This is a genomic window from Sphingomonas sp. NCPPB 2930, from assembly GCF_042867205.1.
Taxonomy (GTDB): domain Bacteria; phylum Pseudomonadota; class Alphaproteobacteria; order Sphingomonadales; family Sphingomonadaceae; genus Sphingomonas.
This window is the reverse complement of sequence record NZ_JBHZQU010000006.1, coordinates 1-26017: the sequence shown is the minus strand read 5'-3', so window position 1 is coordinate 26017 and position 26017 is coordinate 1. Positions and strand designations below refer to the sequence as shown.

Annotated in this window: 17 protein-coding genes and 1 pseudogene; 10 read left to right on the top strand and 8 right to left on the bottom strand. The window is 67.8% G+C overall.

The features are described from left to right. Positions 1-19: 19 nt before the first annotated feature. The 6 genes from ACFX59_RS08980 (at position 20) to ACFX59_RS08955 (ending at position 10425) form a co-directional block, all read left to right on the top strand. Complete coding sequence (locus ACFX59_RS08980) at positions 20-1510, top strand: family 43 glycosylhydrolase (RefSeq protein ID WP_387431666.1); 1491 nt, start codon at positions 20-22, stop codon at positions 1508-1510. Further along, positions 1507-3798, top strand: coding sequence for a family 43 glycosylhydrolase (locus ACFX59_RS08975; protein WP_387431663.1), 2292 nt, complete (start codon positions 1507-1509; stop codon positions 3796-3798). Before ACFX59_RS08980 ends, ACFX59_RS08975 begins: the two co-directional genes overlap by 4 nt. 55 nt (positions 3799-3853) lie before the next feature. Beyond that, a complete protein-coding gene (locus ACFX59_RS08970; protein ID WP_387431660.1) occupies positions 3854-4858 on the top strand; it encodes an SMP-30/gluconolactonase/LRE family protein in 1005 nt (334 codons plus the stop codon). Between the two features lie 420 nt (positions 4859-5278). Then, positions 5279-8119, top strand: coding sequence for a TonB-dependent receptor (locus tag ACFX59_RS08965; RefSeq protein ID WP_387431657.1), 2841 nt, complete (start codon positions 5279-5281; stop codon positions 8117-8119). 63 nt (positions 8120-8182) lie between these two features. Further along, positions 8183-8908, top strand: coding sequence for a DUF6445 family protein (locus ACFX59_RS08960; RefSeq protein WP_387431656.1), 726 nt, complete (start codon positions 8183-8185; stop codon positions 8906-8908). Beyond that, complete coding sequence (locus ACFX59_RS08955; protein WP_387431654.1) at positions 8905-10425, top strand: tryptophan halogenase family protein; 1521 nt, start codon at positions 8905-8907, stop codon at positions 10423-10425. Before ACFX59_RS08960 ends, ACFX59_RS08955 begins: the two co-directional genes overlap by 4 nt. A 53-nt stretch (positions 10426-10478) precedes the next feature. Here the strand turns inward: ACFX59_RS08955 and ACFX59_RS08950 are convergent, their stop codons facing one another. Beyond that, positions 10479-12947, bottom strand: a complete 2469-nt coding sequence (locus ACFX59_RS08950; RefSeq protein WP_387431652.1) for a putative bifunctional diguanylate cyclase/phosphodiesterase — start codon at positions 12945-12947, stop codon at positions 10479-10481. Between the two features lie 166 nt (positions 12948-13113). Continuing rightward, a complete protein-coding gene (locus ACFX59_RS08945; protein WP_387431649.1) occupies positions 13114-15636 on the bottom strand; it encodes a putative bifunctional diguanylate cyclase/phosphodiesterase in 2523 nt (840 codons plus the stop codon). A gap of 261 nt (positions 15637-15897) precedes the next feature. Between ACFX59_RS08945 and bioB the strand changes: the two genes are divergently transcribed. After that, entirely contained in the window at positions 15898-16920 is a 1023-nt protein-coding gene (bioB, locus tag ACFX59_RS08940; protein ID WP_387431647.1) for a biotin synthase BioB, read from the top strand. A 40-nt stretch (positions 16921-16960) separates the two neighbouring features. On the opposite strand, the gene ACFX59_RS08935 is transcribed toward bioB, so the two are convergent. Continuing rightward, a complete protein-coding gene (locus ACFX59_RS08935; RefSeq protein WP_387431644.1) occupies positions 16961-19381 on the bottom strand; it encodes an ABC transporter permease in 2421 nt (806 codons plus the stop codon). A 188-nt stretch (positions 19382-19569) separates the two neighbouring features. On the opposite strand from ACFX59_RS08935, the gene ACFX59_RS08930 reads away from it, so the two are divergent. Next, a complete protein-coding gene (locus ACFX59_RS08930; protein WP_387431642.1) occupies positions 19570-20811 on the top strand; it encodes a sigma-54-dependent transcriptional regulator in 1242 nt (413 codons plus the stop codon). Continuing rightward, positions 20801-21925, top strand: coding sequence for a sensor histidine kinase (locus tag ACFX59_RS08925; protein ID WP_387431640.1), 1125 nt, complete (start codon positions 20801-20803; stop codon positions 21923-21925). The genes ACFX59_RS08930 and ACFX59_RS08925 overlap by 11 nt, the downstream gene beginning before the upstream one ends. 56 nt (positions 21926-21981) lie before the next feature. Here the strand turns inward: ACFX59_RS08925 and ACFX59_RS08920 are convergent, their stop codons facing one another. From ACFX59_RS08920 to ACFX59_RS08905, 4 genes are all read right to left on the bottom strand, one after another. Then, positions 21982-22182 carry a hypothetical protein gene (locus tag ACFX59_RS08920; protein WP_309703539.1) on the bottom strand — a complete coding sequence of 67 codons (201 nt, stop codon included), beginning with the start codon at positions 22180-22182 and terminating at the stop codon, positions 21982-21984. A 9-nt stretch (positions 22183-22191) separates the two neighbouring features. Further along, the gene (locus ACFX59_RS08915; RefSeq protein ID WP_387431637.1) at positions 22192-22416 is read right to left on the bottom strand and encodes a hypothetical protein; all 225 of its coding nucleotides are present in this window, start codon (positions 22414-22416) and stop codon (positions 22192-22194) included. Between the two features lie 16 nt (positions 22417-22432). Continuing rightward, complete coding sequence (locus ACFX59_RS08910; protein WP_387431634.1) at positions 22433-23437, bottom strand: SDR family oxidoreductase; 1005 nt, start codon at positions 23435-23437, stop codon at positions 22433-22435. Between the two features lie 615 nt (positions 23438-24052). Continuing rightward, entirely contained in the window at positions 24053-25216 is a 1164-nt protein-coding gene (locus ACFX59_RS08905; RefSeq protein WP_387431631.1) for an IS110 family transposase, read from the bottom strand. Between the two features lie 81 nt (positions 25217-25297). On the opposite strand from ACFX59_RS08905, the gene ACFX59_RS08900 reads away from it, so the two are divergent. After that, positions 25298-25675 (top strand): hypothetical protein, encoded by a 378-nt coding sequence (locus tag ACFX59_RS08900; RefSeq protein WP_387431628.1) that lies wholly within the window; start codon positions 25298-25300, stop codon positions 25673-25675. Positions 25676-25703: 28 nt separating this feature from the next. On the opposite strand, the pseudogene ACFX59_RS08895 reads toward ACFX59_RS08900, so the two are convergent. Then, a pseudogene (locus ACFX59_RS08895) lies at positions 25704-26017 on the bottom strand (integrase core domain-containing protein); the annotation flags it as partial.

The window sequence follows — 26017 nt, the reverse complement described above, 5'->3', positions numbered from 1 at the left end:
ACAGCATCGGGGAGCGGGAATGTCGGGCAGGATACCGGGATTGGGGCGCGGACAAGGGCTTTTGCTGGCGTTGGCCAGCGTCGCCATCACTCCGACATGGGCGATGCCCGCCGCACCGACCCCTCCAGTGGCAGCGCCCGCCGATGACGCGGCGGCGCTGGCGCACCGGGTGGCGGATGCGATCCGTCGCGATCCCGTGCTGACCGCGCCGATCCGGGGCAGCATCACCCTGCCCGATACCGCCGCCGATCTTGCCGCCACGTCCGACGACCCGCAGGCCCGTCTCGTCACGATAGGCTGGCGTTCGTCGGACCCGGCGATCCTGTCGGACAGCGACCGGGGCCAGGGCGACGATCGGGTCCTCAAGGGCGTGGTCCATCGCGGCCGGACCGACCGCCGGGTTCGGCTGACCGCGACCATCACCGCGCCGGGGGCCGCGCCGGTCATGGTCCCGCTCGACCTGACTATCCTGTCCGCCGCCGCGCCGCGTCCCGCCGACATGAGCGCTTATATGTTCGTCTATTTCCATTCCGACACGGTGGAGGGTGAGAAGCTGCGCTTCGCGGTTTCGGACGGCAACAACGCGCTGCGATGGCGGGAGCTGAACGGCGCACGGCCGGTCCTGGAGTCGAGCAAGGGCACGATGGGCCTGCGCGATCCGTTCATCCTGCGATCGGCGGAGGGCGACCGCTTCTTCCTGCTGGCGACCGACCTGTCGGTGGGGCGCAGCGGCTGGGGCGGCGCGACCGACAAGGGCAGCCATTATCTGGAAATCTGGGAATCGACCGACCTCGTCCACTGGAGCGAGCAGCGTCATGTGAAGGTCAACCTTCCTCAAGCGGGCATGACCTGGGCGCCCGAGGCGACCTACGACCCGACGATCCAGGCCTATGTCGTCTATTGGACATCGACCCTGTTCACCGATGCCAGCCACCGGACCAGTGACGGCAACGGGCCGCAGATCCTGATCTCCACCACCCGCGACTTCCGCCATTTCACCCCGCCCCGCCCCTGGTTCAAGGCCGCCGACCTGCCCTTTCTGGTGAAGGACAAGGGCATGATCGATTCCACCGTGCTGAAGGACGGCGCGGACTATTACCGCTTCACCAAGGTGTCGGAGGTGTCGGGCTGTCCTTCGTCGGACATCATGGGACAGCGTTCCCGCACGCTGCGCGCCACCGGCCATTCGGGTGCGTGGCGCACCATCTACCGCTGCATCGGCCGCAAGGCGGGGACGCCCGAGGTCGAGGGGCCGAGCGCTTTCGTCGCCAATCCGGGCGACACCAGCGGGTTCCGATATTTCCTCTGGGTCGATAATTATGGCGGCGTCGGTTACATCCCGCTCGCCACCCGGTCGCTGCGCGGCCCCATCCGATGGACCTATCCCAAGGATTTCCGCCTGCCCGCCTCGCCGCGTCACGGCTCGGTCCTGTCGATCACCGCCAGGGAACGGGATGCGCTGGTCGCCCGCTGGAGCCCCGCCTCGCCGACCAGCGGTGCGGCACGATGAGCGGGTTGCTTCGCGCCGCCGCCTGGCCGCTGATCGTCATGGTCGCCCCCGGCTCCGCCCAGCCGGTCGCGGCGCAAGCGGCCCCGTGGATCGTGCCGCCGGTCATGGCATCGGGCAGCCGCCTGCCCGTCTCGCCCGAGGGAGCGATACGCTGGTCCGCCGACCGACCGGTTCTGGATGGCGATCGCCTGGTCCTTCGCGGCGATCGGCCGGTTCGCGTCACGCTGACCGGGCGTCGCGTCACGGCCGGGACCGGGACCCAGGAGAAGCGCTTCACCGTCACCCTCCTGCCCGGATCCGCACCGCGCCTGTCGGCCTATGGCCGCAGCCCGACCGACGCGCATGAAGCGAACCAGCCGATCATCGCCCGCTCGGTCCATCTGGCGCTTGCCACCGGCAATGGCGCCGCGACCCCGCTCAACGCGAATTACGGCATCCTCTTTCCCATCGGCGAATATGTCGGGGTCGACCGGGTCGAGCATCGTGGGATCGTCGCCCCTTCGCTGTTCCATTTCGCCGATGGCAGCCTCGGCGTCATCGCGACGCGGGTCGATCTGGCGGGAAAGCCGGATAAGTCGCAGCGGTCGAGCGCGCTGGTCTTCAAGAGCGATCCCGCCAGTCCCGCCGACTTCACCGAACTGGGGCTGATCGACCTTGGCACGACCGGCGGCATCGTCGCCCCGCGCGCGATCTGGGACAGTGCTGCGCGGCGCTATCTGGTCGCCTGGCGTGACGATGCGGGCAAGCCGCATTGGACCGGCGTCGCCGATCTGGCACGGACCGAGCGGGTGGCGACGCCCTTCTTCCCCGATCATGACGGACGCCGAATGCGCATCGTCGCGGCGGGCAATGTCGGCGCGGTTCAGGCGGGCGAAGTCGCCGGAATGGCGGAGGATGACGCCGCCCTGCCGCTCGACAGCCGGACCGCCGCCGCGCTGGCCGATCGCTATGGCCGGATCGTCAATCTGCGAGCCATGGTCGACCCGCGCCGCATCACGATCGCGCAAATCCCCCAGCTGGCGAACACGCGGGCGCGGCTCACCTATTCGGACGGATCGTCCGCGACACGGGGCGTCGACTGGGACACCGCCGATCTGGCGCGGATCGCCCGCGGCGGGCCGGGGCATTATGTCGTGTGGGGGACCGTCCGCCAGCCCGTCTATCCGGCCATCTTCGCCTATAACCGCGCCGATCCGGTCATCTATCGCTACGCACGGGGCGGCCGGGTCCGCTATCTGTTCATCGCGACCGACGATACGAACAACGACAATGTCGGATCGGCCCATCTGCCGATCCGGGTCGCGGACAGCATCGCGGCGCTGGCCGACGACCATGGCGGGCGGGCGCGCGAGGTCGACCTGCTCAACCGCCTGACCCGGCGCGACCGTACCGCCGAGGGACGCGTGATCGCCGGATGCTATTGGGCGCCCGAACTGCACGAGATTGGCGGGCGGCTGTCCATCCTGTTCGCGCCCTGCTTCAACCCCAGCGACGATCAGTCGAACAAGGACGGCGCCTGGGACCGGGTAGCGTCGCATATCATGCAGCTGCGGCCCGGCGGCGATCCCGCCAACCCCGCCGACTGGTCGCGCCCCGCCGCCATTCGAAAGGCGGACGGAACGCCGCTGGGTCGCGCCGAATTCGCCCGCAACATCAGCCTCGACATGTCCTATGTCACGATCGGCGGGAAGGCCTATTACACCTGGTCGCAGCGCTATCTGCCCGGCCAGGGCCCGCTGGGCGATCCGCTGACCTGGATCGCGCGGGTCGATCCGGCGCACCCCACCCGCCTCACCTCCACCCCGCGCCCGATCGTCGCGCCGACGCGGTCCTTCGAGGAAAATCTGTCCGAAGGGGCCTTTGCCCTCCATCATGGCGGACGCACCCATCTGATCTATTCCAGCTCGGGGGTCAGCCCGACCTATGTCGTCGGCGGCGCCTGGCTGCGCGACGGCGAGGACCCGACGCGGATCGACAACTGGCACAAATGGAACGCGCCGCTCCAGCGTAGCGAGCCGATGCCCAAGGGCGTCATCGACTATCGCAGGTACGAACAAGGCGTCGGCCACGGCGCCTTCACCACTGACGAGGACGGCAATCCGCTCTACGTCTATCACAGCTGGGGTGACGGGGTGGGCGGCGATGGTCGCGACACGCGCCTGCGTCGGGTCCATTGGGCCGCCGATGGTCGCCCCGTCCTCGACATGACCCGTGACGAGGAGGTCGCGCCGTCGCAGCGGAGCGTGACGATGCGGGTGACGGTCACGCGCGGCAAGGCACGGCGATGACGCTTCGGTCCGCCCGCTTGCCGGGCGACCGCTTTTCCCGCAAGCTGCCGACATCATGACACTCTCCCGTCGCTCCGTGCTTGCCGCCGGTCTCGCCATGCTCGCCGCGCCCGCCGGTGCGGAGACGCCCCCGCGCCTCCGCCGCCTGTCGCCGCGGCTCGACCGGATGATCGCGCCGGGGACCGAGCCGGAGGTGATCGCGACCGGCATACGCTGGGCCGAGGGGCCCTTATGGGTGCCGCGTGGCGGCTATCTCCTCTTCTCCGATCCGCCCGCCAATATCGTCCGCCGGTGGCAGCGCGGCCGCGCGGTGTCCGTCGTGCTCGATCCGTCGGGCGCACCGGGCACCGATCCGGCGCTGGTCCGCGAGCCCGGCGCCAATGGGCTGGCGCTGGACAGGGACGGTGCGCTGCTGATCGCCAATAGCGGCGGGCGATCGATCGACCGGGTCGACCTGACCACCGGCCGCCGCACCGTGCTGGCCGACCGCCATGCGGGCAAGCGCTTCAACAGCCCCAACGATCTGCATGTCGCGCGCGACGGGACGATCTGGTTCACCGATCCGCCCTATGGCCTGAAGGACGGCGACACCTCGCCGCTGAAGGAACAGACGGTCAACGGCGTCTATCGCCGCCGCCCCGATGGCCGGATCGACCTGATCGACGGCGAGCTGACCCGCCCCAACGGCATCGCCTTGTCCCCCGACGAGCGCCGCCTCTATGTCTCGGTTTCGGACGAGGCCGCGCCCCGGATCATGGTCTATGATCTGGACGCCAAGGGCATGGCGCGCGGGCGGCGCATGCTGCTCGATGCGCGGCCGATGCTGGCGGCGGGCGGCGCCGGGCTGCCCGACGGCATGAAGGTCGCGCGGGACGGCACGCTGGTCTGTTCGGTGCCCGGCGGCATGATGCTGATGACACCGGAGGCCGAGCCGCTCGGCCTGATCGAGCAGGATGCGCCGATCGCCAACTGCGCCTTTGGCGAGGGCGGCCGCGCGTTGTTCCTGGCGGCGAACGACCGCATCCTGCGCGTGGCGCTCCGCCCGGGCTGGCAGGGATAGAGCCGCCCGGCGCGGTCCGCCATCAGCAGCCCCGCGCCCTGCCCACGGATCGCCATCCGGCATATTTGCATGACCGGACGCCATGCCGAACGCGAACGGCCGACCGGGTCGACCGCACCGCCGAATCGCGTCGTCGCGCCCCGGTGATGCCGCCACATTATTTGTCTGATGAAAACGCTGTAACGGCTCATTTTCGCTTTATCGGCACTCTCAGATGCCCGGCAGGAACATTCATGACGCTCGCCACTATGCGCGAGACACAGCCGTTTTCACAATTTTTCCGCTGAAAAATGAGCGATTTGCTTCCCTGTTCTTGATCCGAGCAGGGGACGGGCCGCAACTTCTATTTGTCAGTCATTTACCGATATGGCATGATCCCAGTCGAGCCGCGAAGAGCGGCCGGACATTGGGGGAGGATATATGCGAGATTTGCAATCGCGCTGGCTGATCGGTGCATCCATGGCGGCTCTGGCCATAAGCGGGTTCAGCGGCGGCGCACAGGCGCAGACCGGCGAAGCGACACCGATGCAGGGCGGCGGCCTGCGCGTCGAGGCGGGCCGCGACCCGACCAAGCCCACCGGCGCGCTGAACGCCACCCAGGTTGCGCAGGGCGTCTCCGACCAGGACATCGTCGTCACCGGCGTGCGCGAGTCCCTCCGTTCGGCGCAGGCGCTCAAGCGCAACGCCAATCAGATCGTCGACTCGGTGCAGGCGCAGGATATCGGCAAGCTGCCCGACGCCAACACGACCGAGGCGTTGCAGCGCATCACCGGCGTCCAGATCCAGCGCCGCTACGGCGAAGGCGCGACCGACTTCGACCACCGCACCTCGCCCGCCATCACCGTGCGCGGCCTGACCCAGGTGCAGAATTTCCTCGACGGCCGCGCCATCTATTCCGCCTCGGGCGGTCGCGCCTTTGACCTGGAGGGGATTCCGCCCGAGTTGCTGGCGGGCATCGACGTGTACAAAAACGCCCCCGCCAACATCATCGAGGGCGGCGTGGGCGCTGCGGTCAACCTGCGCACCCGCCTGCCCTTCGACAAGCCCGGCCAGACGATCAGCGGCACCATTCGGGGCAATTACTATGACCGCGCGGACAAGTTCGGCTATTCCACCTCGGGCCTGTACAGCAACCGGTTCGACACCGGCATCGGCGAGATCGGCTTCCTGGTGAACGCGGTCTATTCGACCAGCTATTATCGTCAGGACGGCATCCTCGCCAATCCGCAGCAGCCGATCCCCGCCGGATCGATCGCGGGCGCGCCCGCCAATGCCAAGGCGCCGATGGGCATGCAGGTCTATGACGATCTGGGCGACCGCCGCCGCCTGGGCGTCGCGACCGCGATCCAGTGGCGCGCCGCCGACAATCTGCTGATCACCGGCCAGTATCAGCTCGCCAAATACTGGTTCAACCGGCGCGGCGCCTATTTCTACACCGTCAATGGCGGCAGCCAGTCGAGCCCGCTGCCGGGGTCCAATTTCACCTTCAACAAGGATGGCTACGCCACATCGGGGTCGCTCCAGGGCCAGAATTTCGAGTCGGGTCGCTTCGACCAGCAGCTATGGAGCCAGAGCCAGAATTTCACGCTGGGCGCCGACTGGCAGGCGACCGACCGCGCCAAGGTCCATTTCGACGTCCAGTATCTGAAGAGCTATTACAATGCCGATCGCAACGGCCATGTCCTGACCCTGTTCACCGCAACCGGCCAGAATACGACGACCGGATCGCCGCATCCGTCGACCATCGATTTCGACCTGCGCGGCAGCCGTCCGCAATGGGATGTCCGCGACAAGGCGTTGCTGACCAACCCGGCCAATTACGCCACCCCCTATATTGCCGACGCGTTGCAGCGGAACGACGCCGACACGCTCGCGCTGGCCTATGACATCGACTATGACCTGGAGGGCGGCTTCCTGCAGAAGCTGCGCGGCGGCGCGCGCTATTCGGACAATTCGATCAATCTGCGCGGCACCTGGAACGGCGTCTGCCTGTACGCCACCGGCCCCGACCCGTCCTGCTCGGCCCCCGACGGCACCGCGCTCATTCCGCTCAGCCGCAATCCGCAGCTGGCGATGCAGGGCCCGTCCAAGAATTTCTTCGACGGACGCACCGTCACCGGCGGGCTGCTCTATCCCGCCTTCCCGGCGGGCGACGGGGTCTGGGCGCAGACCAAGGCGCTCTATGCGCTGTTCGGCGCCAAGACCAAGGATGCGTTCACGCCGGGCGACCTGAATGCGCAGACCGAAAAGACCTATACGGTCTGGGGCGCGGGCGACTTCGCATTCACGGCGGGGGGCGTGCGCTTCGACGGCGGCGCGGGCGTCCGGCTGGTCAAGACCGACCTGACCTCGTTCGGGACGCAGTTCAATTCCAACGGCACCACCTCGCCGCTGGCGGTCCAGAAAAGCTATACCCGCGCGCTGCCCAGCGTGAACATCCGCGCCCGGCTGACCGACGAGTTCCAGATGCGCTTCGCCTATTCCAAGGGGCTGGCGCGGCCGAACTTCGACCAGCTGTCGACCAACCTGACGCTGAACAATCCCAACCAGGTCAACCCGATCACCGGCCGCCCCAGCGCCAGCTCGGGCAATCCGCGCCTGAACCCGATTTCTTCGGACAATTTCGACCTGACGGCGGAATGGTATTTCGCGCCGACCGGCTCGCTGACCGGCGGCCTGTTCTACAAGAAGGTCGACGGCTTCCTGGCCAGCGGCGTGGTCGTCCAGAATTTCCAGGGGCGCGCCTATGACGTCAGCACGGTGCTGAATTCGGGCAAGGGCACGATCAAGGGCGCCGAGATCGGCTATCAGCAGTTCTTCGACTTCCTGCCGGGGCTGCTCAGCGGGTTCGGCGTGCAGGCCAACTATACCTATGTCGACTCCAACGTGACCAATCCGTTCGCGGTCGCCGGATCGGGCATGTCGACCCAGCTGCCGCTGGAGAAGCTGTCCAAGCATAATTACAACCTGATCGGCCTGTACGAAAAGGGGCCGCTGACCGCGCGCCTCGCCTATAATTGGCGGTCGAGCTATCTCGACCAGACCTTCGGCGCGGGCACCAACCAGCCGCAATATGCCAAGCCCTATGCCTCGCTCGACGCCTCGGTCAGCGTCAATGTGAACAGCCATATCGCGCTGTCGGCGGATGCGGTGAACCTGACCAACCGCATGAACGTCACCTATATCGGCACCATCGGCCAACCGCTGCAATATCAGCTGAACGACCGCCGCTTCGGCCTGTCGCTGCGCGCGACCTATTGATCCCCGACTGCCGGCATGTCCTTATCGCAAGGACATGCCGGTATTTTTTGCGGGACGATCGCCATGGCCACCTTGCCGCCCCCGGCATTCTCCTTCTTCGGCGCCGAGGCTGCCTTCACCCTGTTGCGGATCGGGCGGGAGCGCGAACCCGTGCTGATCGTCGACCGGGCGTCGGGGCAGATGGCGGCGCTGCGCGATTTCGCCGCCAGCCGCTCCGCCTTCGCCCCCGCCGCATCGGTGGGCAGCGGCTATCCCGGCCTGCTGGGGCCTGCGCCGGTCGCCTATATCGATGCGATGGTGCGCGCGGTGCTGCCGCTGATCGCCGCGCATTTTACCGGCGCGCCGGTTCGTCCGGCCCGTGCCCGCGGCAATTTCTCGCTCGTGACCACGCCCGCCGCCGATCTGAGCGAGGATCAGCGCGCGCCGCATGTCGACACCGCCGACCGCCTGCAATTCGCGACCGTGCATTTCCTGTCGGCCGACCATGCGGACGGCACCGCCTTTTTCCGCCACCGCGCAACGGGGTTCGAGACCATCGATGCCGAGCGACTGCCCTCCTATCAGGCGGCGCGGGCGGCGGACCCCGCCCCGCCGCCGGGCTATTGCACCGGCGACGATCCGGCCTTCGTGCGGATCGAGGCGATCCCCGCCCGGCCCGACCGGCTGATCCTCTACCGCGCGGCGCTGCTCCATTCGGGGCAGATCACCGCGCTGCCCGATAGGGCGGCGGACCCGCGCCATGGCCGGTTGACCGGCAATCTCTTCCTGCAATGCCGGATGGACGCATGAGCCGACGCGACGACCAGGACGGACCGATCGCCCGGATCGCGATCATCGGCGGCGGGACCGCCGGATGGATGGCCGCCGCCGCGCTGGCCCGCGTGCTGGGGCCGCAGGGCCCCGCCATCACGCTGGTCGAGTCCGAGGAGATCGGCACCGTCGGCGTCGGCGAAGCGACCATCCCCCCGATCCAGGCGTTCAACGCGCTGCTCGGCATCGACGAGGACAGCTTCGTCCGCGCCACGCAGGGCACGTTCAAGCTGGGCATCGAGTTCGTCGACTGGCTGCGTCCCGGCCATCGCTATTTCCACCCTTTCGGCGTGCACGGCGTCGACCGGGGCGCGGTGCCGTTCGAGGCAATGTGGCAGCGGTTGCGGCTGGCGGGCGAAGCCGCGCCGCTCGAGGCCTATTCGATCTGCGCGGCGGCGGCTCGGGCGGGGCGGTTCATGCGGCCGCAGCCGGGCAACACCCCACTCGCGCATATCGGCTATGCCTTTCACTTCGACGCGGCGCTCTATGCGCGGTTCCTGCGCAGCCATGCCGAGGCGCAGGGCGTGGTCCGGCAAGAGGGCCGCGTGGTCGAGGTGGTGCGCGACGCCCGGCCGGAGCGTATCGCGGCGGTCATGCTGGCCGACGGCACCCATATCGCCGCCGACCTGTTCATCGACTGCACCGGCTTTCGCGGCCTGCTGATCGGGGAGACGCTGGGCGCGGGGTTCGAGGATTGGGGCCATTGGCTGCCCAACGACCGCGCGGTGGCGGTGCCGACCGCTCCGGCGGGACCGCCTGTCCCCTTCACCCGTTCCACCGCGCATGGTGCGGGATGGCAATGGCGCATCCCGCTTCAGCACCGGACCGGCAACGGCCATGTCTTTGCCAGCCGTCATATCTCCGACGACGAGGCGACCGCGACGCTGCTCGCGCATCTGGACGGCGAGCCGCTGGCCGAACCGCGACTGCTCCGGTTCCGCACCGGGCGCCGCGACCGTTTCTGGATCGGCAATTGCGTGGCGCTGGGGCTGGCGAGCGGGTTCATGGAGCCGCTCGAGTCGACCAGTATCCATCTGATCCAGGCGGGGATCGCGCGGCTGCTGGAAATGCTGCCGACCCGCTCGTTCGAGGCGGCGGACATTCGCCGTTACAACCGGTTGATGGCGGCCGAGTTCGAAAGCATCCGCGACTTCCTGATCCTGCATTTCCACGCGACCGAGCGACGCGACACCCCCTATTGGCGGCAGCTGGCGGCGATGCCGATCCCGGACTCGCTGGCCGAGCGGATCGCGATCTACAACCGCACCGGGCGCGTGTTCCGCGAGGGCGACGAGCTGTTCACCAAGACGAGCTGGCTGGCGGTGATGGATGGACAGGGACTTCACCCCGGCGCCTATGACCCGATCGCGGCGGGCATCCCGATCGAGGAACTGCGCGCCCGGCTGGATCGGATCGCGGCGGTGACCCATGCGGCGGTCGGCCATATCCCCGTCCATGCCGACTTCATCGCCCGGCATTGCGCCGCCGGGCGGTAACGGTCGGTTCGGGGCGGCACGAGCAGGCATGACGCCTGTAACGGCGATCCGAACTAACGGTTGTACGCCACCATGTGTCGCAGGAAGGCATCCGCCTCCAGGGGGCGGGCGATCAGGTAACCCTGTGCCTGCGACCAGCCATGCGCGCGCAGCCATTCCAGCTGCTCGGGCGTCTGCACGCCCTCCGCCGTCATCGTCATCGCAAAGGCGCGTCCCATTTCGCACGCCGCGCGCACGATCGAATCCGACTGGGGCGATCGGCCGATGTCATCGACGAAGCAGCGATCGAGCTTCAGCTTGTCGAAACGGAAACGACGCAGATAGGAGAGCGAGGAATAGCCCGTCCCGAAATCGTCGAGTGCGATGCGAACGCCATGTCGGCGCAGGCGATGCAGCTTTTCCATGGTGCCGTCGCTGTCGCTCATCAGGATCGACTCGGTGATTTCCAGCTCCAGCCGCTCCGCCGCCAGTCCCGATCGCGACAGCGCGGACAGCACCCGCGACGGCAGCAGGTCGTCGCGCAACTGCACGCCCGACAGATTGACCGCGACGGTCGCATCGCCGGGCCAGTTCACGGCATCGCGGCACGCCGTCGCCACGACCCAGTCGCCGATCGCCACGATCTGGCCGGTCTCCTCGGCCAGCGGGACGAAATCGCCGGGCAGCACATCGCCACGGGTCGGATGATGCCAGCGGAGCAGCGCCTCGGCCCCCGTGATCCGACCGGATTTCAGGTCGAGCAGCGGTTGATAGACCAGCCGCAATTCGTCACGCGATAGCGCCGCTTCCAGATCATATTTCATGACCTGGCGGTCGCGCACGCGCGCCGCCATCGGGCAGTCGAAGACGCGGATCGTTCCCCTTCCCGCCTCCTTGGCGCGGTAGAGCGCGATATCGGCCGATTTGAACAACTCGTTCGCCGAGCCCTGCGCCTGGACCGAGGACGCCACGCCGATACTGGCCGCCAGCCGGATCGCCGTATCCTCCAGCGGGAAGGGCGCAGCGAAGCAGGCGAGCAGCCGATGCGCCAGCGCGATCGCGCTGCCCCCCGCCGGATCGGGCCAGTGGATGACCGCGAACTCGTCACCGCCCAGCCGCGCGAGCACGTCCCCCTCACCCGTCACCGACCGGAACCGCTCCGCGACCGCGCACAATACCGCATCGCCGACCGGATGGCCCAGCGTGTCGTTGACCTCTTTGAACAAATCGAGGTCGAGCATGAGGACATCGACCGGCCGTTCGGTCCGCCCGGCAAAGGCATTTTCCAGCACCTGGTTGAACAAGGTCCGGTTTGCCAACCCGGTCAGCGGGTCGCAATGCGCCAGCCGGACGAGCCGCTCGCGGTCGCGTATCCGCCTGGTGATGTTGCGAAAGAAGATCGCCAGCCCCTCGGCGACCGGACAGGCATGGATATGCAGCCAGATATCGGGGTCGGACAGGTGCATCTCGAACCGCTTGGGCTGGCCGGTACCGATCGCCACCTTCAAGCGCTGGGCCAGGTCGCTCTTGCGATATTCGGCGAAGCGATCCCAGACCGCATCGCCGACCGCCGCCGCGCGGAACGGGCGAAAGAATTTGGACGCCCGCGCATTGAGATAGGTGATCCGCCAGTCGCGATCGATGACGACCACGCAATCGGTCGTGCTTTCCAGCACGTTGCGGGTAAAGGCTGCGCTTTCGCTCAGCGCCTGCTCGGCCATGACGCGATCATGGATATCCTCGATCGTCCCGTACCAGCGATAGATCGAACCATCCTCTCCCAGACGCGGGGCGGAGCGGGTGTTGAACCAGCGATAGGCCCCGTCCTGCATCCGCACGCGCGCATCGACCCCCGTCGAGGCTCCGGTCGACAGGGCCCGCTGCCACGCCGCCGCGATGACGGGCAGGTCGTCGGGGTGAACCGCGCTGGTCCAGCCCTCGCCCAATATCTGTTCGGCCGTGCGCCCAGTCAGGGTGAGCCAGCGCGGGTCCACCTCGCGGATGCTGCCGTTCGGATCGGCGGTCCAGGGCATCTGGCGGCTCAACATGCGGGCATGCGCGCCATGATCCGCCAGTTCGTGCAGTTCCCGCCGCGTCTCGGCCAGCTGATCGCGCAGCCGGGCGGTGGCCGCGGCGCTCTCCGCCTCGCGCTGCCACAGGGCCGCCGCGTCCGCCGCCAGCCGTTCGAGCAGTGCCGACGACCGCGCGCCCCAACGCCGTGGCCCGCTGTCGCCGAGCGCCAGCACCCCCGCGCATCCGCCATCCGCGCGCATCAGCGGTGCCGCAGCCCGAAAGGCCGTGGCGCCGCCGTCTTCCTGCACTCCGACCGCCCTCGCCGCGCGACGACGCATCACCTCGTCGTGCAGAATGCGATCGTCATCCCGATCCTCGCCCCGCGATCCCGCGACGAGGCGATACTCGCCCCCCTCTTCCAGCAGGACAAAGGCATGGGGCATGGCGAAAAGCTGCCGGGCCAGCGCGCAGAAGCGGGAAAGCGCCGTGCCGCCGTCCACGTCCGATCCGTCCATAGAGCATGCAGCCAAGAGGCGATCCTGGTTCCAAGAAAAGCGGGAGAAAGGGTCAGGCCCGCCCGAGGCCGAGCGCGACGGCCGCCTCCATAAACTATGTTAACGCAGAATACCGCATCGCCATTTGCGGCGGAAAGGGCCGGTTTGTCCCACTCGGGGGCAGGCCGCCCGCCATTCGGGCTTAGTGGTGGGCCGCCACCACCTGCGCCACGTCATTGGCCGCGGCCGGTCCGGCGGCCACGCGCAGGGGATCGGCCATCAGTCCGGGTGCGGGGCGGCCATAGAGGAACCCCTGCCCCAGCTGACACCCCAGGTCGCGAAGGCACAGCGCCTGCGCCTCGCTCTCGATCCCTTCGGCGACCACGACCTTGCCCAGGCCGGTGCCCATGCCGACGATCGCCCGGACGATCGCCATCGTCCCTCCCTCGGACTGCTCGATGCTCGACACGAAGGAGCAGTCGATCTTGATCCGGTCCACCGGCAACCGGCGGAGATGCACCAGCGAGGCATAGCCGGTGCCGAAATCGTCGAGCGCGATCGTCACGCCCGCATCGTGCAGGATACGGAGATTGGCCAATATCGTGTCCGCCGTCCGGTCGAGCATCACCCCCTCGGTCACCTCGACGCACAGCCGCGACGCCGCGATACCGTGATGCGCGAGCCGGTCGAGGACATTGCGCGCCGAGCGCGGGCCCGAGAGCTGGGCCGAGGTGAAGTTGACGCTCAGCACGCCCATCCGCTCGCCATGCTCGCGCAGCTGGAGCAGTGCGAGTTCGAGGACATGTTCCTGGATGCGCAGGCCGATCCGCTCCGCCACCAGCACATCGGCGAAGCGATCGGGCGCCATCAGGCCGTAACGCGGGTGGTTCCAGCGGAGCAGCGCCTCATAGCCGCAGACCCGCGTGGTCTCCAGCGAGACGATCGGCTGGAGATAGAGCTGGAACTCGCCCCGCTGGAGCGCGGCCTCGACATCGCTGGTGAATTCCAGCTGCAGGTCGCGCAGGCTGCGCTGCAAGGGGTCGAACCGGATATAGCGCGCGCGCCCGAGCCGCTTGGCGGTATAGAGCGCCAGATCGGCATTCTGATACAGCATGTCGAGCGCGTCGGCATCGTCGGGATAGCGCGCCGCGCCGATGCTGAGCGACAGGGTGCAGTTGCTGTCGGTCGGGTGCCAGCGGTCGCCCTGGACGGTCATGATCGCCTCGGACAGCGCGGTTTCGGCCTCGACCGATCCGGGACACAATATGGCGAATTCGTCGCCGCCGATCCGCGCCACCCGGACGTCGGGCAACAGCCGGGTGGCCTGGGACAAGGCCGAGCCGACGCTGAGCAGCAGGGCATCGCCGCTGGCATGGCCCAGCCGGTCGTTGACGTCCTTCAGATAATCGACGTCGATCAGGAACAGGCTGAACGGGACATGGCCCTTGATGAGGTCGTTGGCGTGCTGCTGGAACGCGGCGCGGTTGCCCAGCGCGGTCAGGAAGTCGGTATGCGCGGCGATCCGCAGCGTCTTGGTCTCCGCCATGTCGACCTCGCGGCGCTGGCGCGCGAGTTCGAGCTGGTGGCGGATCAGGCGGAACCGGTCGGCGATCGCCAGCGACAGGACCAGCGCCTCGAAGGCCAGCGCGGCGAAGGTTGCCAGATCGACTAGGTCGTTCTGCGGCGCGAAGCCCAGATTGCGCGCGAGGCGCAGCAGGAACAGGCAGATGACCGGCCCCCAGCCGATCATGTAGAACCAGATGACCCGGCTGCCGCGCCGCACCGCGATGCCACAGGACAGCGCGATGATCGCCGAGGTTCCCGCGATGACATAGTTGAGCAGGCGGTCGGTGAGGATGACCGGAAACCACATGTCCGCCGCCGCCACGAAGCCCATGACCGCCCCCGCCACGGCCAGCACGCGCCCCGCCCGGACGAAGCCGCGCGGCAATATCCCCTCCTCGATCACCGAGAAGAAGAACATGTTGCACGCCGCCACCATCAGGCCGACCAGCACATAATCCAGCCGGAACGCCACCGGGCCCACCAGTTGCGGCACCACAAAGGCCGCCGCATTGGTCCAGACCAGCCCATAAGCGAGCGAGACGGAAACCCAGAGCAGATACCAGCGCTGAAACGCCAGACGCCGCCCGGTATGGATGACGAGATTGTAGAGAAAGGCCGAGAGCAGCGTCCCGGTGAAGAGCCCGATCAGCAGCAGCCACTTCACCTCGCCCGTGGTCAGCGCCGAACCCGGCATCGCCACGACCTTGCGCATCAGCGACAGGTCGTCGATCCGCCGAAAGCCCAGATACAGGCCGCGAATGTCACGACCGGGCACCGTCATCGGAAATTTCAGCAGCCCCCCCGGCGCCCAATTGCCTCCCAGGTCGGAGGACGACCAGCTCCGGCGCGTCATGCCCCGGTCGGTCACGGTCATCACCGCGATGCGGTCGAACCGCACCTGGTCGACCAGCAGGCTCCACGGCGAGGCCAGCCCCCCGAGATGCGACGGGTCCAGCCGCAGCCACAGCCACTGGTCGCTGTCGGTCGGGGCATCGGCGCCGCAGCGATAGGGCGCGGCGGCGATCGCGGCATCACCCGCCATGTCCGGCAGCGCCGCGCTGCACACCGAGCGATGGAGATCGACGCCGGCGGCCGACGCGATTCCCGGCGCAAGGCCGATCAGGACGGCCAGCATGACCAGCCGCAGCGCTTTGAACATGGACAGCAATTTTTGCGGCCCCCACCGCCGATCGATAACGAACCGTCACTAAATTGGACATCTTAACAAAGATGAAAACGCGTCCTATCACGCGGCGTGCCAAGGTTGCTAGGCCGGATTGCCCGAAGAAAACCGGGACATACCGGGTGACCTTGCCCCATGGCGAGACTATCAGGCGCCCTGCGACGCGGCCGAGGACGGGCTGAGGCTGCTCGGCCGTAACATGCCGCCCGAGACGGGCGAAGGACAGGACCAGACGTAATGACGACGACCACCGCGCTTCGCCCCGAGGCGCATTTGCGCACCGACTGGACCCGCGCCGAGATCGCCGCGCTGTTCGACCTGCCGTTCCCCGAGCTGCTGTTCCGCGCCGCCGAGGTGCACCGCGCGTATCATGCCGCCGACGAGGTGCAGCTATGCACTTTGTGCTCGATCAAGACCGGCGGCTGCCCCGAGGATTGCGGATATTGCTCGCAGAGCGCCTCGGCGGAAAGCGACGTGAAGGCCGAGAAGCTGATGGACGTGCAGGCGGTGCTGGCGGCCGCCGCCGAGGCCAAGGCGGCGGGGTCGCAGCGTTTCTGCATGGGCGCGGCTTGGCGGAGCCCCAAGGAGCGCGACATGGACAAGGTCGTCGCCATGGTCGAAGGTGTGAAGGCCATGGGGCTGGAGACCTGCATGACGCTGGGCATGCTCGACGCCCCCCAGGCGCAGCGGCTGGCGAAGGCGGGCCTCGACTATTACAACCACAATATCGACACCTCGCCCGAAAACTACGCCAACGTCATCACGACGCGCTGCTTCGAGGACCGGCTGGGGACGCTGTCCAACGTGCGCGAGGCGGGCATTTCGGTGTGCTGCGGCGGCATTGTCGGCATGGGCGAGACGCGCGGCGACCGGGTGGGCTTCGTCCATGCGCTCGCCACCTTGCCGCGCCACCCGGAAAGCGTGCCGGTCAATGCGCTGGTCCCGGTCAAGGGCACGGTGCTGGGCGACATGCTCGCCGACACGCCGCTGGCGCGGATCGATGACATCGAGTTCGTCCGCACGGTCGCGGTCGCGCGCATCACCATGCCGATGAGCATGGTCCGCCTGTCGGCGGGCCGCGAGAGCATGTCGGCGGCGACGCAGGCTTTGTGCTTCCTGGCGGGGGCGAATTCGATCTTCACCGGCGACAAGCTGCTGACCGCGGGCAATGCGGGCGACGATGCCGATGCCGCGCTGTTCGCCAGGCTGGGCCTTAAGCCGATGGAAGGCGCAGAACCCATGCGGGTTGCGGCGGAATAACCGTCGAGCCCCCCGGCGCGTGCCGGGGGGCCACCGCCGCTCACCCCTGACGCAACGCCCAGGCCGGAGTCGCCCGACTGGCGCGCAAGGCCTGCCCCAGCACGGTCGCCACGGCGATGACGATCGCCCCCAGGCTGGGCGCGACGAAATGGAGCGGCGACAATGCGATCCGGTCGTCGAACCCCGCCAGCCACAGGCGCAGCGCCACATAGGCCAGCGGCCAGGCCAGCAGGTTCGCGATCAGGATCGGCCGCACGAAGCGGAGCAGCAGCAACCGCACGATATCCGCCGACGACGCCCCCAGGGTCTTGCGGATACCGATCTCCCGCACCCGCCGCGCGGTGTCGAACGAGGCAAGGCCCCATAGGCCGACACAGGCGATCAGAACCGACATGGCCGCCCCGATCGCGAACAGGCGGGCCGCCTGATCGTCGCTCGTATAGAATTCCGCCAGCCGCTGGTCGGCGGTCCGCGCGTCCAGCGGTATCTGGGGCGCCAGCCGACGCCAGGTCGCCCGCACGCGCGCCAGCATGGCCGACGCGTCCCCGGTGTAGCGGATGGCCGCGATCGCATTCGGCGGCCCGTCGCGATGATATTGATAGAAGGTGACCATGTCGGGCGCGCGGGGCGAGCCGAAGCGCAACTGGTCAATCACCCCGATGATCGTCCGGGGATTGCTGCGCCCCACGGTCTTGCCGATCGCCTCCGCCGGGCTGCGGAAACCCAGCGCGCGCGCGGCGGCTCGGTTGATGACGACGTTGCGTCCGTCCTTCCACCGGGTCCAGTCGCTGGCATCGTCGGCGCGGTGGGCATCGTCGAAGACGCGCCCGGCGAGCAATATGGGGGCATAGGTCCGGAAGAAATCGGGCCCGACGATCAGATTGCCGATCGTCAGCGGCGCTCGCCCCGGCAGGTCGAGCATGTCCACATTCTCCGATCCGCCCCCCGGCGCCGAGGAAGCGGCCCCGACTGAGACGACACCGGGCAGGCGGCGAAAGGCCGCCAGGATCGGGCGTGCCTGATCCGGAAAGATGCGCTTGTCGGCGAGCGACGGAATGAGCATCAGCCCCTCGCGCCGAAAGCCCAGATCGGATCGCCGCACATGCAGCGTCTGCGCGACCAGGACCGTCGTGGCGATCAGGAAGGCGATGGCGAGCCCGAACTGGATCACGACCAGCGCCTCACGACCCCGCATCCCCGCTCGCCCGCCCCCCGGCGCATGCGCGGAGGCCAGGACCGCCGCCGCCGGGAAGCGCGACAGGACCATCGCCGGATAGACGCCCGCCATCACCCCGACGACCAGCGCCATGCCCGCCAGGATCGGCAGGGCCAGCGCATAGGGAAAGGCCAGCGACAATCCGCCCGCCGCATTGACCAGCGGCAGGCTCAGCTCGGCCAGGATCATGCCCGCCAGTGTCGCGACCGCCGCCATCGCCACCGCCTCGCCCAGGAACTGGCGGATCAGCCGGGCGCGATCCGCCCCCAGCACCTTGCGCATCGCCACTTCGCGCGCCCGAAGCCCAGACTGCGCGGTCGCCAGATTCACATGGTTGATGATCGCGATCAGCAGGGTCAGCAGGCCGACCAGCCCCAGCGTCACCACGGTCAGCTTGCGCGCGCCGACCTCGGCACCGCCCGGCGGCTCGAGATGGAAGCGCGCGATGGGCAGCAGCGGCAGGGAAATCACCTTGGCGGGATCGGGCCCCAGATCCTGTCCGGCATGGCGCCGGATGAAGGCGGGCATCCGCGCCTCGAACGCGCGCGCGGTCGCGGCATCGGGAAAGCGCAGATAGGTCATCGCATCGACCGTGCCCCATTTGTACCAATCCCACCGCGCGGGCGGCGGCTTGCGCGGCATCGGGACCAGGATCGAGATTTGCAGGTCGCTGTTCCGGGGCAGATCCTCGAAGATCCCCGCGACCCGATAGCTTTTGGGCGTATCGACCGCGATGGTCAGGCTCTGCCCGATGGGGTCGGCATCCCCGAACAGCCTACGCGCCTCGGCCCGGCTGAGCAGCGCGCCGGACGGGTGCGCCAGCGCCCGCCGCCCGTCGCCGCGCAGCATCGGCAAGTCGAAGACATCGAAGAAGCCCGGATCCACCTGCGCGACATCGGCGACGATCGCATCGCCCTCTCGCACGATGCTGCCCCCCTGCTTGCCGCCCCGGATGCGCGTGCCGACCAGCGCCGGAAAATCCTGCCGCATCTGTTCGAACAGGCCCGCCATCGTCATCGGATAGGCACCGTTGAACGGACTGCCGGGCAGATGCAGTTCGGTCCGGACGAGATAGATATGCCGATGATCGGGAATCCATCGCTCGAAGCTGCATTCGAAACGGATATAGAGCCCCAATACCAGGAACGCCGCGATCCCGACCGCCAGCCCGCCGATGTTGAGCAGGGCGTGCCCCATATGGCGTGTCGTCGCCCGGTAGAGCGCGGTCAGGGCCAAGCTGTTCATCGACGCCTCTCCGTCCGAAACCCGATCCTTTCGCGGGCCGGGCGCGCCCTGTCGCCGCCCCTTGCACGTCCCGGATGATCGGTCATCATGGATGGAGTGTCACTGTCCAGCGCCGGAAACGCCAACCCCTTATGAACAAAGACTTCTCCTGTCGGGCGTCGACCCAGGCCCAAGCAGGACGGAACATTATGTCCGCCGACGGACAGTCGCCCGACCTGTCAAGCCCATGGACGATATTACTGGTCGAGGACGATCCCGTCGTGGCGCGCGCGACCGATATCCTGTTTCGGCTGGCCGGGCACCGGCTGGACATCGCGGCCGATCCTCAGGCGGCCTATTCGCTGCTCGCGCGGCGTCGTTATGACGCGATCCTGCTCGACATGAACTTCACCGCGGGTCGGACGAACGGCAAGGAAGGCCTGTCCTGCATCGCGCGGATCATGGCCGAGGACCCCGATGCGCGGATCATCGTCATCACCGCGCACAGCGGCATCCGGATCGCGGTCGCCGCGATGCAGGCGGGCGCGCGCGACTTCCTGATGAAGCCGTGGCGCAAGGATGATCTGCTCGCGAAATGCACGGCCGCGATCGGCGCGCGCGGTCCCGCCGCAAGCCCGTCCGGGGATCGATCGGGTGGCGGCCTCATGCTGCTGGGCAATTCCGTCGCCATGGAAAGCATGCGCGCGACGATCCGGCGGGTCGGGCCGACCGTCGCCAATATCTGCGTCACCGGCCGATCCGGATCGGGCCGCACCCTGGCGGCCTTGGCGGTCCATGCCGCGTCGCGCGAGGCGGACCGCCCGCCGCTGCGGATCGACCTTCGCGATCCGGAGCAATGGCCGTCGCTCGACGGCGCGCACGGCACCCTCCTTCTGCGCCACCCGGACCGGCTGGACGCGGTGGCCCAGGCGCGGCTGCTCGACCGGCTGCCGCCCGGATTGCGGTGTATCAGCGTGGCGGAAGGGCTGGGATCGCTGCCCCCCGCGCTGCACCGGCGCCTTTGCACCCTGGAGATCGCGGTGCCGCCGCTCCATGCGCGGCGGGACGATGCGGTGGTCCTGGCGCGTCATTTCGCCCAGGTCGCGGCAGAGGCCTATGGTCATGCCTCGGTCCGGCTGACGCCCGCCGCCGAAGCGGTCTTGGCCGCGACCGACTGGCCCGACGAGGTGCGCGGGCTGGCGGCGGCGGTCGAGCGCGCGGTCCTGCTGTCCGATGACGGGGTGATCGACGCAGCCGCGCTCCGCCCCGTCGGCCCCCTTTCGCCGTCGGTCGCGACCGACGCGGCGCCCGCTTTCCGCCTGGAGGATGCCGAACGATCGATGATCGAGGCCGCGTTGAAGGAGCATCGGCACAATATCTCGCGCGCGGCCTCGGCCCTGGGGATCAGCCGGGGAACGCTCTACCGACGCATGGCGCAGCATGGCCTCTAGCGCCGGGCGATCCGCGATCGCGACGGCGCTGTCCCTCGCCATGGCGGGGGCGGCGGCGGGTCTGGCATGGGCGCATGGATTGTGGCTGGCCATGGCCGGTGCGTTGCTCGCCATCGCATGGCTGACGCTGCGCAGCCTGCTGGCGACCGGGCGCTCCGCCATCACCGCACCGCCGACCGCGAGCGAGGCGGATCGCCAGGCCCTGGTCCACGGCGCATTGCTCGACGCCTCCCCTACCCCCTTGCTGCTGGTCGATGGAGGGGGTGCCCGCGCGCTCAACCGCGCCGCACGCCGCCTGTTCGATACCGATGACCGTATCCTGCCGCCCCCGCCGCCCCTGTTCGATCGCGAGGCCACGCATCTCCGCCATGCCGGACGAAGCTGGCGCGCCGACCGTGTCGAACTCGGCACGAAATCCGTCGTCGCGCTGGTCGATGTCGAGAGCGAGGAGCGGACGGCGGAGGCGCGTGCTGGGGCCGAGATGATCCAGGTGCTGGGCCATGAGCTGCTCAACGGCCTGGTGCCGATCGTCTCGCTTGCCGAATGCGGGCTCGCCGCGATCGAGGCGAAGGGCGACGAGCGCCATCTTCTGCCGGAAATCCTGACGACCCTCGCGCGCCATGCCGAGGGGTTGCAGCGCTTTGCCGAGACCTATCGGTCGCTGGCCCGCCTGCCCCCGCCGGTCAAGCAACCCGTCCGCCTGAATGAGCTGATCGAGGATCTGGCGCGGCTCTTCGCCAGCCGCTGGCCCGACGCAGTCCTGACGATCGCGATCCCTGTGCCCCGGACCGGAATGGTCGATCGCGACCAGCTTGCCCAGGCGATCTGGGCGCTGCTGCAAAATGCCGTCGAAGCCGCGGATGCCGACAGGGCGGCGGTGACCGTGTCGGTGAGCGGACAGGACGGGCTGGTCGCCATCGACGTCACCGACAATGGGCGAGGCATTCCCCCCGACCAGGCCACCGCCATCTTCCGCCCCTTTGCCACGACCAAGACCCATGGCACCGGCATCGGCCTCAGCCTCGCGCGCCGGATCGCCCAGGCGCATGGCGGTTCGCTCGACCTTCTGGCCCTGACACCCGCCACCTTCCGCCTGCGGGTGCCGGGTGCGTAACCCCTACTGGCGGTCATGCCGGGTCGGGTGATGGCCGATAAGGAATGTCCGCCGCGTTACGGCTCGCGAATATCGGGAAAGCTGTAAGCCGACGGTTCGTCCTCCGCCGTTCCGGTCGCGAACACCGCGACGTCGTCCTGCATCACCTCCAGCCGCGCCCAACGGTCCCACCCGATATGGATGAAGTCGGGCGGGCCGAAGACACGTATGGCGCGGACATATTCCTCACCGCGAAAGCCGACGAAGTGAAGCGCCATCGGCCGGGCTCAGCCGCCCTCGCGCCGTGCACCGGCGATCATGCGGCGTGCGATCGCCTGCACCGCCGCATCATCCTTGTCCACGCCGTCCGCCGGATCGCCGAGATGGTCGAGGCTGTCCTCCAGGAAATCGAGCAGGCCGGGATGCTGTCGCTCGACATATTCCATCGTCTTGAACAGCAGATGTTCGGTCGCGATCTCGCGACGGCGGGTCTGGGTGGCAATATCGGCCATCCTGTCCTCCTGTCGGTCAGCGGTTCGGGCGGGCGAAGAGGCGGGACACGCCGAACCCGGCCAGCGCGCCGATGCCCGCAAGGCCACCGCCGACGCCCAGCTTGAGCAGATCGCGCTGCCGCGACGTGAAGAACTCGCGTCTATTGTCGATCGCTCGATCGGTCGAGTCGCCGTCGATCCGCGCAGGACCGGCGACCGGCTGGTCGAGATTGCCCGGCTTGTTGCTGGTCGGGGCACCCAACTGGTCCTTGGCGAAGCCGCTCGCCTGCCGATCGGCGAAACCGGGGGCCAGCGACTGGGCGATCGCCATCTGGATGGTCGATCGGCCGACCCAGATCTCACGCTCCGGCCTGTCGATCGCCGACAGGATCGCTTCCGCGCAGACACGCGGATCGAACAGCGGATCGGGCAGCACCTGCTCGTGCCCGGTATGATTGCGCGCCCAGCCGGGCTGCGGCGTGTTGACGGCGGGCAGATAGACGACGGTCAGCGTCACCGGCACCTTGTCGGCGATCAGCTCGGCGCGCAGCGCGTCGGTGAAGCCCGAGACGGCGAACTTGGCCGCGCAATAGGCGGCCTGAAGCGGCACCGCCCGGATGCCAAGTCCCGACGAAACCTGGATGACGGCCCCGCGCCGACGCGGTTTCATATGCCGCAGCGCGGCCAGCGCGCCATAGACCTGACTGAGATAGGTGGTCGCGGTGACACGCTGATATTCCTCCGCACTGATCCGGTCGGCGGGCGCGACGACGGTCGACATCGCATTGTTGACCCAAGCTTCGATAGGCCCCAACTCCCGCTCGATCCGGTCCGCCGCCGCATCGACCGCCGCCGCATCGGCGACATCCGCGCTGATCGCAAGAACCCCGCCGCCATGCTTGACGAGCATGGCACGCGCCTCCTCCAGCCGCGCCGCATCCCGCGCGATGATCGCGACATTCCATCCGGCCTTCGCCAACGCCTCGGCCGTCGCCAAGCCGATACCCGCGCTCCCACCCGTCACCACCGCCGTTCTCGTCATCGCCAGTCCTTCCCGTTGCGTGGGTGGGACGCGCGTGGAGAGGGTTGGTTGCTGCGAAAAATGCGCGATGGTGATGTGGCAGGGAGGCGGGGTGATCTACGGCTTAGACATCCCATTGCTATAACGCGATTTTTATTCGCTTGAGCAGGTAGACCGGGTCATGGCGGAATAACAGCTATGTGAAGACCATCGGGCCGACCTCTGCCCCGTTCAGCCATTACTGGCGGATCGTCGCCGATCTGGGCGGCGGCCGGACGGAGGTGTTTTGGGGTCACGCGAAATCGCGGAAAGTCTCTAGCTGCTGCCCCTCGGTGCGAGGGATATCCCGACTTCTTTACGCTACCTCATGATCTGCTCCTTCGCGGATATTTGCAAGATCACCCGTCATCACTCCCGGAGTGCAACAGTCTCTTCGCGGTCGGGCGCTTTGCGATGGCCGTTGGGCCTGTCACCTGCCGCAGTATGGGCATTCACGTGCAAAGGGTGGAGCTTCAACAAGCGTCACGAGATTGTCGCCACCTCACCTTTAGGCCCGAAGTGTCCTGTCCCTCCGCCTCCCGGGAGGACGGTTTCGTCGCTCTTGTGCGGACGAACCTGGTGTGAACCTGGAATTGTCTATGCGGTCGCGCGCGCCTGCATCAGGTCGCGGTGCGGCCCCACATCAGCGGCCTTGGCCATGAAGTGGGTGCCGTCGCGCCACAGGCTGAACATCACGATTGCCAGTTTGCGGGCGAGCGCGACCTTGGCCTTGTTGAAGCCGACGCGCTTGCTGAGCTTCATGCCCCAGTCCTTGAGCGTGCTGAACGACTTGGTGTTCGCCAGCATGACGGTCGCAGCCCCGACCAGACGCGTGCGGGTCAGCTGGTTACCCATCTTGCTGATCCCGCCATGTGTCAGGCTCTCACCCGACTGGTAGACGCGCGGGGTCAGACCCAGATAGGCCGCGACATCGTCGACATGCCGGAACCGTGTCGGGTCCTCGATCGCGCTATAGAAGAACAGCGCCGTGATCGTGCCGATGCCGGAGATCTCCATGAACCGCTTGCACACCGGATTGGAGGCCGCGAGCAAGTCCAGTTCGCGCTCGATCCGCCCGGCCTCGATGTAGAAACGCTCGCACAGGTCGAGGAGCGGGATGACCCGCGGCCGCAGGTCGACAGCTTCGGTGTCGGCAATGAGGCACAGCTGGTCGATGGCCCGTTCGCGGAACGTCGCCGGGCTGTCGCTGCCGGGTTCGATCCGCCCGCCATAGACCCGGACCAGCCCGCGGATCATCGCCTCGGTTTCGCGCCGCTGCTTGACCAGGCGGTCGCGCATGATCAGTGACGCCCGAACCTCGAAGCACAGGTTCGACTTGACGTAGACCTCGGTCAGATAGTCGCGACCGCTGCGCGTGATCTCGGCGATGCCGCGCGCGTCGTTGGTGTCTGTCTTGTTGCGCTTCACCGACAGCACCCGGTGGACCTGCAACGCGTCGAGCACCGCCACCTGGAAACCCTGCTCGCGCAATTTGCCTGCCAGGTGCGGCGACAAGCCGCCCGTCTCCATGCCGATCAGCGTCACGTGCGACTTGAAGTTGCGGCGCAGATAGCGGCCGATCTCGGTCGCGTGACTCTTCATCGACACCTGGTGGACCACCGCACCGTCGACATCCACGACGCACACCGCCGTGCTCTTGAACCCGATATCTAGCCCGACCCAAAACCGCGCTGACGCCGGATCCGCCTCCGCCCGCGCCATCGCCGCGACGTAAACCGGCGCTACGATCTTCTTCGACATGACCTGCTCCTTTCCCGTCACCGTTGACCGAAAAAGGATACGCCTCCCGCCGTCGCCTGGGCAGCAGCTAACCCACAAGCCATGGCGCACGACGCGTCGCTGGCGGAAGCGGCACGCAAGCGCGGCTGGGTGGGGCACAGATTCGAGGTGGTGGAATTGGCGGAGAGCCAAGATTCGCCAGCGGCCCTGCCGCCGAAGGGCGGGGCGCCGTCGCTAAGGCGTGAACGCGCCGATCCGCCATCGGCTATGCCGTGGCGGCTCATGTATGAGGATGTTGGGTGTGTATGGTTGCGGGGGCAGGATTTGACCGCTGTAGAACCCGGTTTCCAATTTTGGGTGCCGCGTCGGATCATTGCCGGGGTCGATACCTTTCCGTTCATGCATCTAGACTTTTCAACCATGTCGACGCCGTCTCTGATGGTCGCGGCTGACCAGGATATCGCGGCTGTCGACACGTAGTGCTGGCTGGTGGCGCGACGCCCATGATCTAGGTGTTTAGTCCTGGGGAGTGGCGGTACGGATCGATTTTGAATCGGCTCGGGTTTTCTGTCCAGATGCGTGCGACATATTCGTAGGGTGTGAGGCCGCGGAGCGTCTTCAACCGGCGGGCATGGTTGTAGGCGTCGATGAACAGCTGGAGGTGCTGTCGAAGCTGGTCATGGCTGTCGTAGTGATAGCGTTTGACCGTTGCGTCCTTGATGGTGCGGTTCATCCGTTCGACCTAGCCGTTGGTCCAGGGATGGTTTGGCTTGGTGAGCCGATGCTCGATCTCATGCCGCCAGCAGGCGCGATCGAAGGGAT

What these genes read in the sequence shown, in the direction of transcription:
- ACFX59_RS08980 (WP_387431666.1), top strand. Translation starts at nt 20, where the DNA reads ATGTCGGGCAGGATACCGGGATTGGGGCGCGGACAAGGGCTTTTGCTG.
- ACFX59_RS08975 (WP_387431663.1), top strand. Translation starts at nt 1,507, where the DNA reads ATGAGCGGGTTGCTTCGCGCCGCCGCCTGGCCGCTGATCGTCATGGTC.
- ACFX59_RS08970 (WP_387431660.1), top strand. Translation starts at nt 3,854, where the DNA reads ATGACACTCTCCCGTCGCTCCGTGCTTGCCGCCGGTCTCGCCATGCTC.
- ACFX59_RS08965 (WP_387431657.1), top strand. Translation starts at nt 5,279, where the DNA reads ATGCGAGATTTGCAATCGCGCTGGCTGATCGGTGCATCCATGGCGGCT.
- ACFX59_RS08960 (WP_387431656.1), top strand. Translation starts at nt 8,183, where the DNA reads ATGGCCACCTTGCCGCCCCCGGCATTCTCCTTCTTCGGCGCCGAGGCT.
- ACFX59_RS08955 (WP_387431654.1), top strand. Translation starts at nt 8,905, where the DNA reads ATGAGCCGACGCGACGACCAGGACGGACCGATCGCCCGGATCGCGATC.
- ACFX59_RS08945 (WP_387431649.1), bottom strand. Translation starts at nt 15,636, where the DNA reads ATGTTCAAAGCGCTGCGGCTGGTCATGCTGGCCGTCCTGATCGGCCTT.
- bioB (WP_387431647.1), top strand. Translation starts at nt 15,898, where the DNA reads ATGACGACGACCACCGCGCTTCGCCCCGAGGCGCATTTGCGCACCGAC.
- ACFX59_RS08935 (WP_387431644.1), bottom strand. Translation starts at nt 19,381, where the DNA reads ATGAACAGCTTGGCCCTGACCGCGCTCTACCGGGCGACGACACGCCAT.
- ACFX59_RS08930 (WP_387431642.1), top strand. Translation starts at nt 19,570, where the DNA reads ATGTCCGCCGACGGACAGTCGCCCGACCTGTCAAGCCCATGGACGATA.
- ACFX59_RS08925 (WP_387431640.1), top strand. Translation starts at nt 20,801, where the DNA reads ATGGCCTCTAGCGCCGGGCGATCCGCGATCGCGACGGCGCTGTCCCTC.
- ACFX59_RS08920 (WP_309703539.1), bottom strand. Translation starts at nt 22,182, where the DNA reads ATGGCGCTTCACTTCGTCGGCTTTCGCGGTGAGGAATATGTCCGCGCC.
- ACFX59_RS08915 (WP_387431637.1), bottom strand. Translation starts at nt 22,416, where the DNA reads ATGGCCGATATTGCCACCCAGACCCGCCGTCGCGAGATCGCGACCGAA.
- ACFX59_RS08910 (WP_387431634.1), bottom strand. Translation starts at nt 23,437, where the DNA reads ATGACGAGAACGGCGGTGGTGACGGGTGGGAGCGCGGGTATCGGCTTG.
- ACFX59_RS08905 (WP_387431631.1), bottom strand. Translation starts at nt 25,216, where the DNA reads ATGTCGAAGAAGATCGTAGCGCCGGTTTACGTCGCGGCGATGGCGCGG.
- ACFX59_RS08900 (WP_387431628.1), top strand. Translation starts at nt 25,298, where the DNA reads ATGGCGCACGACGCGTCGCTGGCGGAAGCGGCACGCAAGCGCGGCTGG.